General features: G+C 51.0%; 14 protein-coding genes. 2 read left to right on the forward strand and 12 right to left on the reverse strand.

Going from position 1 to position 15,781, the window contains the following annotated elements; translation table 11 throughout:
• Positions 1-51: 51 nt before the first annotated feature.
• The 4 genes from NDQ72_15645 to dksA all read right to left on the reverse strand — a co-directional run bounded on the left by NDQ72_15645 (position 52) and on the right by dksA (position 3,682).
• Positions 52-1,089: a CNNM domain-containing protein gene (locus NDQ72_15645; GenBank protein WKD27469.1), complete on the reverse strand. Its 1,038-nt coding sequence runs from the start codon at positions 1,087-1,089 to the stop codon at positions 52-54.
• 117 nt (positions 1,090-1,206) lie between these two features.
• Positions 1,207-2,091 (reverse strand): GTP cyclohydrolase FolE2, encoded by an 885-nt coding sequence (gene folE2, locus NDQ72_15650; protein ID WKD27470.1) that lies wholly within the window; start codon positions 2,089-2,091, stop codon positions 1,207-1,209.
• Positions 2,091-3,197: a GTP-binding protein gene (locus tag NDQ72_15655; protein WKD27471.1), complete on the reverse strand. Its 1,107-nt coding sequence runs from the start codon at positions 3,195-3,197 to the stop codon at positions 2,091-2,093. Before NDQ72_15655 ends, folE2 begins: the two co-directional genes overlap by 1 nt.
• Positions 3,197-3,682 (reverse strand): RNA polymerase-binding protein DksA, encoded by a 486-nt coding sequence (gene dksA, locus NDQ72_15660; protein ID WKD27472.1) that lies wholly within the window; start codon positions 3,680-3,682, stop codon positions 3,197-3,199. The genes NDQ72_15655 and dksA overlap by 1 nt, the downstream gene beginning before the upstream one ends.
• Before the next feature lie 104 nt (positions 3,683-3,786).
• Here dksA and NDQ72_15665 point away from each other — a divergent pair, with 104 nt between their 5' ends.
• Both NDQ72_15665 and NDQ72_15670 read left to right on the forward strand, forming a co-directional pair.
• Entirely contained in the window at positions 3,787-4,446 is a 660-nt protein-coding gene (locus tag NDQ72_15665; protein ID WKD27473.1) for a DUF1826 domain-containing protein, read from the forward strand.
• Between the two features lie 76 nt (positions 4,447-4,522).
• Positions 4,523-5,230 (forward strand): inorganic diphosphatase, encoded by a 708-nt coding sequence (locus NDQ72_15670; protein WKD27474.1) that lies wholly within the window; start codon positions 4,523-4,525, stop codon positions 5,228-5,230.
• A gap of 190 nt (positions 5,231-5,420) precedes the next feature.
• On the opposite strand, the gene NDQ72_15675 is transcribed toward NDQ72_15670, so the two are convergent.
• From NDQ72_15675 to NDQ72_15710, 8 genes are all read right to left on the reverse strand, one after another.
• Complete coding sequence (locus NDQ72_15675; protein WKD27475.1) at positions 5,421-5,888, reverse strand: S-ribosylhomocysteine lyase; 468 nt, start codon at positions 5,886-5,888, stop codon at positions 5,421-5,423.
• Between the two features lie 54 nt (positions 5,889-5,942).
• On the reverse strand, positions 5,943-6,290 hold the full coding sequence (locus NDQ72_15680; protein WKD27476.1) for an antibiotic biosynthesis monooxygenase: 348 nt from the start codon (positions 6,288-6,290) through the stop codon (positions 5,943-5,945).
• Positions 6,291-6,351: 61 nt separating this feature from the next.
• Positions 6,352-7,029: a haloacid dehalogenase type II gene (locus tag NDQ72_15685; protein ID WKD27477.1), complete on the reverse strand. Its 678-nt coding sequence runs from the start codon at positions 7,027-7,029 to the stop codon at positions 6,352-6,354.
• A gap of 133 nt (positions 7,030-7,162) precedes the next feature.
• The gene (locus NDQ72_15690; GenBank protein ID WKD27478.1) at positions 7,163-8,596 is read right to left on the reverse strand and encodes an aspartate aminotransferase family protein; all 1,434 of its coding nucleotides are present in this window, start codon (positions 8,594-8,596) and stop codon (positions 7,163-7,165) included.
• Between the two features lie 70 nt (positions 8,597-8,666).
• Positions 8,667-10,163 carry an NAD-dependent succinate-semialdehyde dehydrogenase gene (locus NDQ72_15695; GenBank protein WKD27479.1) on the reverse strand — a complete coding sequence of 499 codons (1,497 nt, stop codon included), beginning with the start codon at positions 10,161-10,163 and terminating at the stop codon, positions 8,667-8,669.
• A gap of 247 nt (positions 10,164-10,410) precedes the next feature.
• Positions 10,411-13,188: a beta-eliminating lyase-related protein gene (locus NDQ72_15700; GenBank protein WKD27480.1), complete on the reverse strand. Its 2,778-nt coding sequence runs from the start codon at positions 13,186-13,188 to the stop codon at positions 10,411-10,413.
• Between the two features lie 64 nt (positions 13,189-13,252).
• Entirely contained in the window at positions 13,253-14,290 is a 1,038-nt protein-coding gene (locus NDQ72_15705) for a C45 family autoproteolytic acyltransferase/hydrolase (protein ID WKD27481.1), read from the reverse strand.
• A 2-nt stretch (positions 14,291-14,292) separates the two neighbouring features.
• On the reverse strand, positions 14,293-15,765 hold the full coding sequence (locus NDQ72_15710) for a biotin carboxylase (GenBank protein WKD27482.1): 1,473 nt from the start codon (positions 15,763-15,765) through the stop codon (positions 14,293-14,295).
• Between the last annotated feature and the right edge of the window lie 16 nt (positions 15,766-15,781).

Raw genomic sequence — 15,781 nt, forward strand, 5'->3', positions numbered from 1 at the left:
CACCTTCACTATAGAACGTTTAGCGCTATAGCAGTGAAACATTTGCTCTGCTCAATCAAGCGATTTGACGTCTTTCTCTTCCCGCTTGATGCGCTTTACCCAGCGCTGTTTTGCATAATGGCGCAAGTTCGCCACACTGTCGGTTTCATCGACAATATCTTGACCTAATATCGTCTCAATGATGTCTTCTAGGGTGATAAGGCCCACAAAGGTGCCGTGTTCATCATAAACCACCCGCATGTGCAGGTGATCCTTCAACATTGATGTAAACACCTGCTCGACATTGTTCGATACATCGACACTACCAATCGGATGCATCAGCTCACGCATGGTTTTGGCATCATCGGCGTGATACATATCGGCCTTGTGCACATAACCAAATGCCTGCTCGCCGTTATCCATCACAGGGAAACGAGTGAATGGCATTTTGCCATACTGCTCATCAAACTCCTTAACCGTCATGTTAGGCAATACCGTTTCACACACAGTACGAGGCGTCATCGCTTTATTAACCGCAATTTCATGCAAATTCAACATGTTAATAATGGTGCGTGACTCATCCGCATCTAACACTTTCTCTTCTAAACCTACCCGCGCCAACACTTTAATTTCATCGCGCAGGTCAACATCATGCTCTGACTTCCCTAAACGGCGCGTAATCTGTTCGGACATCCAGATAAACGGCAGCAACCCAATGATCATTGGGTTCAGTAACCGTGGTAACACCGGTGATAAGCCTCGCCAATAGGTAGCACCAATCGTTTTGGGAATGATTTCAGAAAGAATTAAAATCAGCATGGTCATGACGGCAGACACAATGGCAATAGAGGCTTCGCCAAACACGACCGCGGCCTGCGCCCCCACTGCCGTTGCACCGACAGTATGCGCAATGGTGTTAAGCGTTAAGATCGCGGCCAACGGCCGATCAATATTGGTTTTTAGCTTCGTCAGCGCGGCATGAAGCTTGGGATTATCTTCTTTTTGCTTGGCGATATAGCTTGGCGTAATAGACAGCAACGCTGCTTCAAGGATAGAGCACAGAAAAGAGAACGCGATTGAAAGGGTAGCAATCGTGATAAGAAGGAACATGGGAGCTCATAGTGATGGATGATGCATCGTATATAAGGCCACGACTGCTTGGTGTCAATGCGTAAACACATCTTTATTTTCTTACAGCCAGCTAACATCATTTCTCATGAACATTTCTCACCACTGCCATTCACTTCTCGCCACTGCATCGTGGGCATGTAAACTTTCTGCGTGAACTACCCTTAGCTGGAACCCTGAAATATCAGCCATCTTTCTAAGTGCGCCGTCGAGACGTTTGGCTGCATCTTCACAGAACATCAGATTCTGGCCATTGGCGAGCGCAAATGCCTGCTCATCAATACGTTTAACAGCTGTCTGCAACGCTGTCCCCAGGACACTCTCAATACGCTCAATAAGGTCGGCAAGCGGAATAACATCGTTTCCTGCCAGCCGTATGGAACAGTGGGCAACACTGCGCTGACTATGTGGAGTGGCGAGTACCCCTTCCTCGCTGCCTAGCCACGCGAGTACGGCCTGCTTGGTTAAGGGAATCTCTTCAAAATCTTCCGCAAACGCTTGCTGAATTAGCTGTCTTGCTAATGCCGCTGAGCAGGGGCAAGTTGAGGAGTAACCAACGGATACGTCTAGCTCCACCTTGAAACCTGACGGTGTGAGCTGGCTGTGCAGTGTAAACGGATAGCCTTTCCAACCTGACAAAGGGCTGATCAGCGCGTCACGTTTAAGTAATGCCTCCCCACTGAACGTTAGGTAAGCGTTTTCTGATAATGCGTGGTGACTCTCCAAAAAAGCCGCAAGAACACGATGAAGTAACGTGGGCGTTAGCGCCTGGTGCTCTAATGCATCCAATGCGGTATACAGCCGTGACATGTGGATACCGCGAGCACCGGCTTCTTCAAGGCTAACGCCCGCTGACACATTAGCGTTTACTTGGCTCCCCGCCAGCCTTACTGGCAGCGCCACGCCTTCCATACCAACCCAGGAAAGCGTGCCCGGTAAACGGGCAGGTTGTTGGGCAATATCGGGTAAAGTAAAAGCCGTCATTAAATTGCCTCGTTCGTTGATGAGTTAAAGGGTGTGAAATAACGATAAAGCTGCGCCACAGTGGCAGGCGCGACATTTTGAGTAATGAAGACAAACCGAGAAATGCGGTCATTAACACACTGCATCGGCAGAGGCGTCGGCGGGTGGAAAATGTGCTGGACGCCGTGCAGCGCGAGCGGTTCATCACGGTCGGTAAGGTGCACAATCGCTTTAATGCGTAGCATTTTCTCGCCCATCAACGACATCAATAGATCCAGCCAGTTTTCCAAAGCGTCTGGGGTAATTAATTCCTCAACGCAAAAACAAAACGCATTGATATTCTCCCCATGGCGAGTCAACGTTGGCTGGCTAGTGGGCTGCACAAAAGCAGCGTTACTGTCGCCCTGCTGCTCCCCCTCGTGCTTAACATCTTCAGCATGGATAACGCTGTAACGTGCTGACTTCAGCCACTGCTCCACCTGGTGTCGTTGAGAATCCCGACGAAAAAGCCCTGCGCCTACCAACAATTCAGGCGAAAGATTACCGTTCACCACCTGCCACTGCTCTGCGGCGGGATTGATAGACGCCAGTTGGTTAGCCAGTGGCGCTAAGCAAACTTCGTCGACCAGGTCAGTTTTGGTGATGAGTAATCGGTCAGCTATCGCAATCTGGCGCTGTGACTCACGATGCGCCTGCAACGTTGCCTCACCGTTCGCGGCATCAACACAGCACACCACGCTATCCAACTGGAAACGGTGGGCAAGCCAATGATCGGTCATTAACAGCTGTAAAATAGGGGCGGGATCGGCCAGTCCCGTGGTTTCAATCACAACACGGGAAGGTGCTGGTTTTCCCTCTGCCAACAGCGAATCAATAGCCTGCTTTAGCGTACGGCTTAAGTCTCCCCTCAATGTGCAGCACAAACAGCCGCTGCTCATCTCCACCACCGCTTGCTCATCACTCTGGGTAATCAGTTGATGATCTAGTCCAATATCACCAAACTCATTAATTACGATCAGCGTGTTTTGCATTGACGCTTGGCGTACCCAGCGATTGAGTAACGTTGTCTTACCGCTCCCTAAAAATCCGGTCAGTACGTTAACCGGTGTCAGCGTGGAGAACTGCATCACTCCCCCCGTGCCTTGCGGAAATGGTGCTCTTTACGCTCCTGGCGCTCCTTTGCCTCAATGCAAAGCTTTGCCGTGGGACGAAAAAGTAGCCGTTGAAGACCAATTGGCTCGCCAGTTTCTTCACAGAAGCCGTATTCGCCATTTTCGATGCGCTGTAAGGCTGCATCGATATTAGTGATCAACCGACTTTCGCGATCTGCTTGGCGAAGTGACAACCGCAGCTCCTCCTCAAACGAGGCCTGGTCAGCCTCGTCGCTATCCCTCTCATGAGAGGCGATAGCCGTTTTCACCTCGCTTAAATGCGCTTCAAGTTCCGCTCGCTCGTTTAAAAGCCGCCGACGAAAAAAAGCAAGCTGCGCGGCATTCATGTACTCGTCCTCTGATGAGGCCAACAGCAGAGCCTCCTCAGCTTTTTTTGCATCTGGGAATTCAGCGCCACTGTCTGTTCTGGCAGTTACTGACTGAGTGATATCGGGTTGCAATGGTTAGACTCCTTTTGATAAAAACGTTATAACATAACAAATAAAGCTCTGCGACCTAACCTTTCTCAATGCTAATGCACTGCTAAACGTAACAGGAGACCTACATGCCCACTCCACACTCTCATCAAGCAGTCTCTTGGCGACTACCACAACACGCCGCACTGGATACCGACATCAGCGTGCTTCCGCGTATATTTGAAGAGCAGATTAACATCGCTATTCTGCACCGCGCTCTGCCCGCCGATGTGGCGCTTAGCGCAAACGCACAGAGCCAGACATCGCGCGACTGGCAGTACGCATGGCTTGGCAGCCCGACAGATGACTTTAAAAATGACTTGCGTCGCAAGCTACCAGAGCCCTCAGCAGGAGATGCGCTGGTTGACGATATCGCAACCGCTGCTGAAGCCATCGCATTCCTGTTTGATACCGATACCGTGGGCATTCGTCTACGCTTATTAACAGCGGCGATGTGCCCACGTTTTCACTGCGACAACTTGCCGGTACGTTTAGTGACCACCTATGTCGGCCCGGGTAGCGAATGGTTACCTGAAAATGCGCTTAATCGCGCGGGGCTGGGTGCGCCAACACCTGATCGCCCAGAGATTATCAGCGACCCAAGCGCCATTCAGCGGTTGCATGCCGGTGATATCGCGTTGCTAAAAGGCAGCGGTTGGGTGGGCTGTGAAGAGCATGGCTTAGTGCACCGCAGCCCCTCTTTGGAGGCAGGTCAAAAGCGGCTATTGCTAACGATAGACCCCGCTTGATCGACTTACCCCTGTCACTAATTCGTCACTCCCCCCTGATAGGATTTATCGAATTAAATCGCTTACGGGAATGGTCATGGATAACAAACTACTGCTGGCAGGTGTAATAAGCATCTCGATGTTAACGTCGACGGCGTATGCTGAGTCATTAGGCAATCTAGCCTTTTCTGACACAACGCCCTATACCTCAGACATGACCCTAAAAGATGATTTCACCATTGCCGGTGATGACGATTTAATGGCGATGGATGCCATTAACAGCAACGGTTATGCCAACGCCATTATCGAAATACCCACAGGCACGTCTGCCAAATGGGAAGTTAGCAAAGAGGACCCGAACGCGGTTTATTGGGAGTATAAAGACGGCGAGCCGCGCATTGTAAATTACCTGGGTTATCCAGGCAATTATGGCGCCATTCCGGGTACTGCCCTGCCCAAAGAACTAGGCGGTGACGGTGACCCACTCGATGTCATCGTCTTAGGCCAAGCGTTACCGCGCGGTGAAGTCGTTGATGTACGTGTTATTGGCGTTTTAAAAATGTTAGACGACGGCGAGCAAGACGACAAACTGGTGGCAGTACTTACCCAGGATTCACCGTTTGCCCATATTGAAAGCATGCAGCAACTCGATAGTGAGTTCCCTGGTGTTAGCCAGATTGTTGATATCTGGTTCGCGAATTACAAAGGCCCTGACGGTGGTATGGAAGGTCTTGGGTTTGAAGACGCCGAGTCAGCGTTAGCCGTACTAGCAGCAGCTGCTGAGAATTTTTCAGCCACGCAATAATCTGATTGAATCAAACCGCCGTATTTTAAACTGTTTAAACATCACTGTTCTATTGATAGAGCAGTGATGTTCTATGCCTTTTTTCCCCATGCTTAACGTTATTGGGCGTTTGCCATTGGTTAATGACCCAACACTAAAACGCCCCCAGTAAGGAGGCGTATTGCTGATATTGCATGCTTTCATTTACTGGTTAAGCAAATACGTCAGTCCACTCACTGCGCTTAGCCAGCAAGCCTTTGGCTAGCGCTTGGGCACCTTCCAGGCTGTGACTGGCGGCCCAGCCGCACTGCATCTCATTACAGGCGGGTACTTCCGTGGCAGTCAGCACATCGTTGAGCGTTTGCTCGATAATGCTTAGCACGCCGTCATAATCGTCGTGGTTAATCATCGCGATATAAAAACCGGTTTGGCAACCCATCGGGCTGATATCAACCACTTTATCGGTGTGATTACGCGACATTTCAGCCATCAGATGCTCCAGGGAGTGCAGCGCAGGCATCTCCATGTGCTCTTTGTTGGGCTGACAAATACGCAGATCATACTTGTGGATACGGTCGCCATTTTGGCCTTCTTTAATATCGGCCAAACGCACGTAAGGTGCTTTTACCTTGGTATGGTCCAAGTTAAAGCTTTCGACGTTCATTTTCTTTTCAGTCATGTTGGCTCCGTCATCTAGGTACAACGCTTACTTATTCTACACCGTTACTGCTTTTCACACCTTGGGAGCGTCGAAATTCCACGGCTCGTCGGTATAAACACACACGTTGGCATCTTCAATATCGCCGTCGGGTGACTCGACGTGCTTAGCGAAAAAATCTTGTATCTCTTTGCGCTGACAGTGGGCTTCAAACTCTTCTCGGCTGGCCCAGATTTCATGAAACACGATCGGGTGGCTAGTGCCCTGGGCAAACGGATTGTCGATTTGCCGAGTCACAGTGTAGTGAATACAAGCATCTTCGCGATGGGTGTTTGGCTCTAAAGACTGCAGCGCTTTAAATACCGCTTCTTCTTTTCCCGCTTTGGGCTTAAAGCTGGCGATACAGTAAATTTTTTCCGACATGGTCATATCCTAAGCGATTAAGTTGGCATCATTATGCGGCTTGTCGGTGTGGGTTAACAACCTAACGGCTCATTCGTTCAGCCAGCATTTCCAAATCAGGCACTGTCATATCCGGCTCTCCTCCCCAGGGGTCGAAGGGCGCATCAGGGTGACGGCGCACCCAGGCGCTATGTAAACCTGCATGCGTTGCTCCAATCACATCAAAAGGATTACTGGAAATCAGCCAGGTATGTTCTGGGCGTGCTTCTAAACATGCGCGTAAGTAAGCGTATACCGCAGGATCAGGCTTGAAGCGCTTAACGTCATCAACACTTACCACCGCATCCATGTGGTTTTCCACGCCTGCGCGGGCCAGTAGCTTAGTGACAGCTTCTTGAGTGCCGTTAGAAAACGCCACGCGGCGAATTCCAGCATCACGTAGTTGATCTAGGGCAGGCAGCACATCTGGGAATGCAGGTAACTCTGCATAAACCGCCATTAAGTGGTCATGGTCATTATCAGAAAGACCGCTTTGCATCGCACGATCAGTGAACACTAATGCCTCCCGGATACACTCCGAAAACGGCACATAGGCTCCCATCAAACCATGGCGAAAGCTGTATTCCAGCTGTTTTTCCCGCCAGCGCTTAGCAAAATCCCCAGCGATGGCTGCGTCACTGAGGCGGCGCTCCAGCTCAACCGTTACCCCTTGGGTATCAATGAGCGTGCCGTATACATCAAAAGCAAGTACCGGTTGCATGATAACTCCTAGCCTGATGGGTCGGATAATGGTGGGAGATAGGTGATCTCATGCATTTAGCATAGCTGCCCTCCTCAAAAACAAAAACGCCGCTGCGATATAGGCAGCGGCGTTTGGGGAGCGTTAAGCGCTATTAAATCGTAAAGGCCGCTTCTTGCTCACCAGTTTTAAGATCACCGGAACGCACCAGCTCATCCGTCACGCGATCAATGGCACGCTTGGCGCGACCAATCATTTCGTCAACTTCACCACGGTTAATGGTCAGTGGCGGTGCAAAGCCTAGAATATCGCCTTGAGGCATCGCACGGGCGATCAGGTTTTCTTCCATTGCCGCTGCTGCAACACGCGGGCCAACTTTCAACGCCGGGTCGAAATGCAGGCGCTGTTTGGCGTCTGGTGAGAACTCTAGAGCGGCCATTAGGCCAACACCGCGTACGTCGCCAAGCAACGGGTGACCTTCAAAGGTGGCCTTGAGCTGCTGCTGGAAGTAGCCGCCAGTTTCAGCAGAGTTACCCACTAGGTTTTCGCGCTCGATAATATCCAAATTGGCAAGGCCTGCGGCACAGCCTAGTGCGTGACCTGAATAGGTCCAGCCATGACCGATAGGACCAAACTCGCCAGTACCCTGCTCAAGCACTTTCCATACTTTGTCGCCAACAATCACGCCAGAAAGCGGCTGGTACGCGCTGGTTAGCCCTTTAGCAATGGTGACCAAATCAGGCTTCATGTTGTAGTGGTGGCTACCGAAGTCCGAGCCGGTACGGCCAAAGCCACACACGACTTCGTCGGCTATCAATAGCACGTCATACTTGTTCAGCACTGCTTGAATCGCATCCCAATAGCCTTCTGGCGGCGGTACGATACCACCGGTACCCAGCACCGGCTCACCGATAAATGCTGCGACGGTGTCGGGGCCTTCTTCCAGAATCATTGCCTCTAATTTCTCGGCACAGTAGGCAGAAAACTCAAGTTCTGTCATACCGTGCTGTTCTGCCGCGCGCAGATAGTAGTGCGGCGCTTCAGTGTGGCGAATGGTGTCGATTGGCAGGTCAAAATGGTCGTGGAACGCTTTAAGACCGGTTAGCGAACCAGAGGCGATGCCGGAACCGTGGTAACCACGCATACGCGAGATCACTTTTTTCTTCTGCGGACGCCCCAGCACGTTGTTGTAGTAACGTACTATTTTGAGCTGTGTTTCATTCGCATCAGAGCCTGACATGCCGTAATACACCTTGGACATGTTCATGCCAGCGATTTTCAGAATACGCTCAGAAAGCTCAATCTGCGGCTCGTTCGAGTGGCCTACATAGGTGTGGTAATAAGAAAGCTCTAGCGCTTGCTTATAGATCGCTTCAGCAACTTCAGTGCGGCCATAGCCGATATTGACGCAGTAAAGGCCCGCAAAGCCGTCGATAAACTCACGGCCATCTTTATCTACGATATTAATACCTTTACCGCCAGTGATAACACGACCCGGCAAATCGCCGTGGGCGAAGTCGCGCAGGTGCGTAGAGGCGTGAAAAGTGACTTTACGGTCGCGTTCGATCAGATCCTGATGCAAGCTCATAACGTTCTCTCTATACAGTCCCTCCCCACCGTGTGGGGAGGATGCTTAAATTAATAAAACCGATTAAACATCAACTTCCCGATACTGAACCTAATGCCCCAAGGCAGTAGTACTTCGTTTCTAAATACTCATCGATACCGGTAGCGCCGCCTTCACGTCCAAGGCCGGACTGTTTCACGCCACCAAAAGGTACCGGTGGGCCAGTCATTTTCACGGAGTTGACGCTAACCATGCCGTACTCCAACGCCCGCATTAACTTCCAGATGCGGCGAATATCATGGGTATAGATATAGGCCGCTAAGCCGTATTCGGTGTCATTGGCCATTTCAATAACTTCGTCATCGGTACTATAAGCGGTAATACCGGCCACCGGGGCAAAGTTCTCTTCACGCCAGACTTTCATTTGCGGTGTTACGTTGGTCAACAGCACTGGCATAAAGAAGTTATCGCCCGGTGCTTGGCTCTGGTCACCAGCAATCATCGTGGCACCTTTGGAAATCGCATCATCAACAATCGATGCTGCTTTTTCGACTGCCTGGCGATGAATCAGCGGGCCCAAATCAACCTCTCCATGCAAACCGTTACCCACGGTAAGTGCCGCCATGCGCTCGGTAAATTGCTCAACGAACGCATCGTGGATAGATTCGTGAACCAAAATGCGGTTGGCGGCTAAGCAATCTTGCCCAGCCGTTTGAAACTTGGCCGAGACTGCAGCATAGGCTGCCTCTTTGGGATCCATATCCGGACCAACGATAAACGGCGCGTTGCCACCTAACTCCAGCGATAGCCGTTTAACCGTATTTGCGCTCTGTTCAATCAACAAGCGGCCAACACGGGTAGAACCCGTGAAAGAGAGCGCTCGGATACGCGGCTCGCTGCACAAAATTTTAGAGACTTCTGCAGGATCACCCAGCACGACGTTAAAAATACCTTCCGGAATACCTGCCCGCTCGGCAAGCTCCGCCAGCGCCAGCGCCGAGAACGGCGTTTCATTGGCAGGCTTGATGATCACCGGACATCCAGCGGCCAACGCCGCTGCAGCCTTGCGGGTAATCATGGCCAGCGGGAAGTTCCACGGCGTAATCATCGCCGCAATGCCTACCGGCTCTTTAATGGTGCCCAGTGATGCATTGGGAATATGGCTAGGAATGGTTTCACCGTAGGTGCGTTTCCCCTCTTCAGCGAACCAACGCACGAAACTGGCACCGTACTCTACTTCGCCACGGGCATCCGGCAGCGGCTTGCCCTGCTCCAACGTCATGATGGTGGCTAGGTCTTCACGATTGGCTTGAATCAAATCGTACCAAGCCAGCAAGCGCTCGCAGCGCTCGTCAGCGCGTAGGGCACGCCACTGTACAAAGGCAGTTTCAGCAGCATCTACGGCAGCGGTAATTTGCTCAGCTTCCAGCAAGGGAATGTGGCCAATGGCTTCATTGGTCGCCGGGTCATACACCGCTTCTTCGCGGCCGCCGTCACCATGGGTCCATTTACCGTCTACGTAGGCGTACTGACGGAACAGACGCGGATCTTCCAAGCGCTTAGTGAGCGTGGTCGATAGTGTGGTCATGGGCACCTCCCCAGGTTGCAGCCAGTGACGGTGAAGCCAATCGCTGGCGACAAACCGTTGCACAGAAAATGTTGCTAAAAAATCGGTCTACAGCCCAACGTCTCGATGGGCTGTTTCAGTGTGTCTAGCGTAAGGGAGATACCGCACGAAGTGTTTTTGAAAGCGCCGGATAATTCCGGCGCTTTTTTTGTGAAAGCATGCTTTATAGTGATTTTTTTTGGCAGCGCCTCTATTTAATCTGCTGCATTTAACCTGCGGCGGGGTTAATCAGAGCCTCCTCAGTAAACACCACTAGCCCTAACTCCGGCCGATAGCCATGGATCTCAGTGACATCCAGCGCCTGCAGAAAGGCTAAAATTTCTTCGCTGATGACCTGTCCTGGCACTAATACCGGAAATCCTGGCGGATAAGGGATGACAAAACTTGCCGATACAACATCGCGTCCAGCACGCATTTGCGACTGCAACTTGCCATTATCGAAGCGTAAGTACTCAGTATTCTCTTCGTCGTAACTCAGAAAGTAAGCACAACGAATATCACCCTGGGGCGTATCAGGATTCGGCCGGAAGGCGTCGTGGAAACGACTGAAGTCAGGTAGTGGCGGCAAATCATGATTCAGCGAATGCACCTGATTCTCGATGATTTTGCGCTCAGGGCGGCTACTGTCTTCCAAGCGATATTCGAACTCTTTCGCCAACTTGATCAGCACATCCAATAAGTAGGCAATAGAGCCCCGTGTCGTGCCGATATTGGTCATAAACAGTACGGTGTTGCGGGAAGTCTTGTTGATCTGAACCCCGTACTTATTCATCAGGTATTCATTTTTAAAGGTATCACCGTCAACGCCTGTATTACCGATGGCAATCGTGACACGGGTAGGGTCAACCACAAACTCGTCTCGCGCCCAGGCTTCCTCCATCTTATTCCACCCTGTCACCGGGTCGTAATAGGACTCTACACCCGACTCGCGGTAGGCTTCAGGCACCATGTCGCTATTTTTTAATACGCGGAAATATTTCTGCAGTAATGGGTGGGTGTAGAGCTGTTCGCGAAGCGAAAGCGCTGTCTCTACCTGGGCATGTACCAGTTCGAAACCTTCCATTTCCGCCTGCATTCTTCCCACATCCAGCGATGCCACAATCTGATAATTGGGCGAGGTAGAGGTGTGAGTCATGTAGGCTTCATGGAAAGAAGCCTCCACTTTCTGGCGAAAATCCTGATCCCACACGTGAATCATGGAGCCTTGGCGTAACGAGGTCAGCGTTTTATGGGTTGAATGGGTTGCATAGGTGCGAATGCGTACCTCGTCTGGGTCGGGCATCAGTCGCTGGTCAAGCCATGTAGCGTCATCTTCTGGATCGAGCTTATCGAACTCGGCTTTCCAAGCCGCATACTCTTCCCGATAACTCTCACTGCGGTAACGATCCCGCAATGTACGTGCCGTGTTCATAGCGGTACGTGGCCGATACGTCGGGTTAAAACCAGCGAAGGCAAACCATGCTTCATCCCAAAGAAAAACCAGATCTGGTTTAATCGCTAAGCACTCTTCCATCACCCAGCGCACGTTATAGACGATGCCATCGAAGGTGCAGTTGGTCAGCAACAACATCTTAACTTTGTGCAATTGTCCGGAACGCTTGTAGGACAGCAGCGTTTTCTTGATTTCATGCAGCGGCACCGCACCGTACATGGAATAATCATCAAGCGGATAGGAGTCTAAATAACTGACATGTGCCCCAGCTAGCACCATGCCGTAATGATGCGACTTGTGACAGTCACGATCGATCAACACAATGTCTCGCGGCTTAATCAGCGCCTGCACCACAATCTTATTGGCAGTGGACGTACCATTAGTCACAAAGAAGCTACGACGAGCTCCAAAGGCGCGGGCAGCGTACTCTTGCGCCTTTTTGATTGGCCCAAACGGTTGCAACAGCGAGTCTAGCCCCCCCGATGTTGCGGATGTTTCTGCCAGAAAAATATTAATGCCGTAGAAGTCGATCATGTGCCCTGCCCAGTGGGATCGAGTCACCGACTTGCCCCTGGAAATGGGCATGGCATGAAATACCCCAGTGGGTTTTCTACTATATTCACGCAGAGCATCAAAAAACGGTGTGCGATAGCGATTATCAATGGCGCGTAGAATCGTATGATGCTGCTCGATGTAATCCGTTTCGCGGTAGAAGATACGGTTGAAGTGCTTAATATCTCGGCTTGCCGTAGCTTCAACATCACCACTCGTCACCAGAAATTGATCAATTTCTGGGCGCAACTCATGAATCATCGAACTCAGCAGGATACTGCGATCAGCTTCGCTATGGTGCTCCAACTCATTTTCTGAGAGACCTTCCAGATAATTACGCAAAGCACTGAGGTTATACTTGGACTTATACGGAAACTCGTAGCGAATCAGACATGCTTGTATATTAGGATTCACCAATATTGCAATCAACGCATCTTCAAAGCTTTTTACCGTTACAACATCGTAAACAAAGCGATCTTCAGGTCGGCGCATGTTATGAAATGCTTCACGCACCACATCTTCTTCCTGGTTAGAAAGATTATCTACGATCAGCAGTTCAAAGTAAGGTTGCGCCGAGCTATTGGAAGCCGGGTGCCCGCGGCGAAGTTGATTAAGGGCGTCCAAAGCCTCCATGTCTTCAGCACCCGCATCCGTCTCAGAAAGATCTACATGCCGTCGACGATAGGACTCACTGATCAACGCCCTTACCAAACGCTTAACGACTTTATCCAACAGCGCATATTCACCGCGATTAAATAGCGTCCAAAGGTGGCGAAAATCCTCTTTAGATGGAAATGCGTGGTAGTCCTCAATGATCTCTAAGCGTGTCAACTTGATGTCGATAGCTTTAATCAAGTTTTTGGCGCGATCCTCTTCTTTAAGGCGCGTCAAAATTCCCAAATCACGTTTAAGCTCATTCCAGGTATCAGCACGAAGTTGGGAAATTTTGTGATAAAAACCCAGGGCGGTGTAGGAAGTTTCGGTTGGATTATTCTCTTGCATGACGACACCCATCCTTTTTAGGTATTTATCTGGACAAGACACTTGCCTCAGCAACAGTACTAAATCAGCCGGACAGCCCGCGGGAGCCATAGCGCACGGTAATTTGCTCTTCAGGAAACACATCGAAGCTCAAATCTAATACTCTACCGGGCCAGCGAAACTGGGTAAGCCTTTCCTTAGTGCGATATACCGCGGTATACACTGTGCCCAGGCCACGCCGATAGTCATGGCGAAACAAAGGGGGAGCGGAAAAAGCCGAAATTAGTCGCTCTTCAGTGGTGGCGTCGTCATCCACCAGAATCGAGAGCTGACGCTCGCGAATCAAGGTTTCAGAGGCCAGCGCATGGGCATACCATTCGATTTTCTTTTGATGATTGGTAGCCACCGCCACCCGCCGAATGCTGGCGCGGCGATCCGGTGCAATCATCGCCGTGACATAACGCCCTGAAGCATCTGCCACGGTAATGTTGTAGGCCATATGGGTAGGCACTCTCGCAAGTACCGCAGCAGCTTCGGGCACGGTATCGCAAAATTCGAGAATGTAGCGAAGAATAACCGGCGCACCAAAGCCATCCCCCACCACCTTGCGCCCACCAAAGGCCAGAGAAACAGCAAGCCCAGAATCGTTCATCCCGTCTAGCACGCCCCACAGGCAATCAGACATGGCGATAACACGGCGCTGATTCCAGCGGGTGTAGAGAATGGAGCCCTCGCACAACTCCGGTGGGTAATCATAGTTGCGTGCCAGCACAGTTGACGTCGGCCTTGCTAGTACCGCCTGTGAGCAACCGGTAATATACGGCGGCGGACGATACAAACTCAGTAGCCGTGACGAAAGATCCCCGCCACCGGCTACTTCACACAGCGTGCGGTAAGTCGCCAGCAATTCGGGCATGTGCTTGCGTAAGGCGTTATGACACTCCAGATAAGAGGGACGCTCACGCTCACCTTCGGCCAGATACCAGGGCTCATAGGCAGGCCAGTGGTAATGGAACAACGACTGCCATTTTGGCCCCGCCACCTCTTCATGCACGGTGCGAAACGTCAAGGCTTTGTCCAGCTCCACACCAGGCGCTCGGCCTGCAACAAAGTTGCTGTCCATGGTTAAAGAATTTTGAAGTTGCCACCGCCGATAGCATGGCTGACGGCAACTTCCTCCACCACTGGGTCTTGCAACGCCTGTCCGGTGTACTGACCACGGATGCCGTCTATCCAAGCCTTGGCACGCTCATTCAGTTGGAAGTCATCATCCATTAACCGCCCCCGGGTGATCAAAATACCCAGGTCGGCCCCTTCATACCGGAAGTCTCCTGCGCCACTAATGCGCAGAAAAAAGGCTTCATGCTCGTTCTCTGCCGCGTGGGGGTGATAGCTATAATGATCATAAGCAATTTCGCCCTGAGCATTCATGCGCCATACGCCGGTAGTAGGCGCTTCCGTTAACAGGTCAACGCTTTCATCGGTATGCTTGATAACCAGCTGGCTCCAGCTGTCGACACTTTCAGGGTGCGCCCAACGCTCATTGATATCATTGATGTCCAGGTCAAAATCGACATCCGAAAATTCAAGCAGGTGAAACAGGAACAGTGGAATATCAGAATGAGCAAAAGCCGCCACATTCGTCAGAGAGCTTGCTCCTGTCACACGGGGGTTAAGTTCACCCAGATACACTTCATGGGTATCCATATCAATCAGGAAATCGAGTTCAAAATAGCCTCGATAACCCTCTTCGCGCAGTGCCTCACCAAACTTAAAGGTGTACTCGCGCGCTAAATCACGCACTTCCTGACTAAAGGCGCCGGCGAACATTTCGTTGCCACACCAACCGCCCTTATAAGGAGTCAAGGATTTGAAGCCTACAAGCTCTGTCATCAACGGGCCAACGACCGTACCGCAACGCGTGGCACAAGCTTCTATCGCCGAGCCGCGACAGTTGATGCGCTTCATGATCTTGACCTCGGGTTCGGCTTCGATCTCTTCAGCATGCTTGTAATAGTCTTCTTCACTGGCAATAAAGAAGGTGGTATGACCAGAATCGCCAAACGCGGTCTGTACCACTAAATCGTTACCGAGCGACTCGCTGACCTCTAGAAGCTCCTGATAACTGCCTACCCTGGCCAGCACGTTGGGCACGCTGGGCACGCCCGCTTTATTGCCAATACGCACCGTCTCAATCTTATTATCCATCCGCTTGCGCAGTTCGGCGGGAGGGAAGGCAACCCGCAGGCCCAACTGCTCACAAATTTCTTCGGTGTGCTCATCGAACATTAAAAACGCTGCCACCCCAGCGCTTTCGCCATTGGCTCGTGATTGAATGAAATCAATGACTTCTTTGTGCTCAAGCAGATAGTTATTAATATCCTCAATGCTCTCGAAGTCGCGGGGAAACTTCTGTTTAGGCACGAAGACATTACGCTGCTTGCCTTCAAAGCAGTCAATATAGTTAATGTGACGGAAGCTACCGACCCAATCACCGATACCCAGAAGATTGAAGTTCGTCGCAGAAATAAAGTAAACTGGCTCTTTATTGTTTAGAAAATATCTACGGACATCTGCAATGGACGTTATTTTATTCATTGTTTTCGCTCCTTGT

The organism is Halomonas sp. KG2 (assembly GCA_030440445.1).
Classification (GTDB): domain Bacteria; phylum Pseudomonadota; class Gammaproteobacteria; order Pseudomonadales; family Halomonadaceae; genus Vreelandella.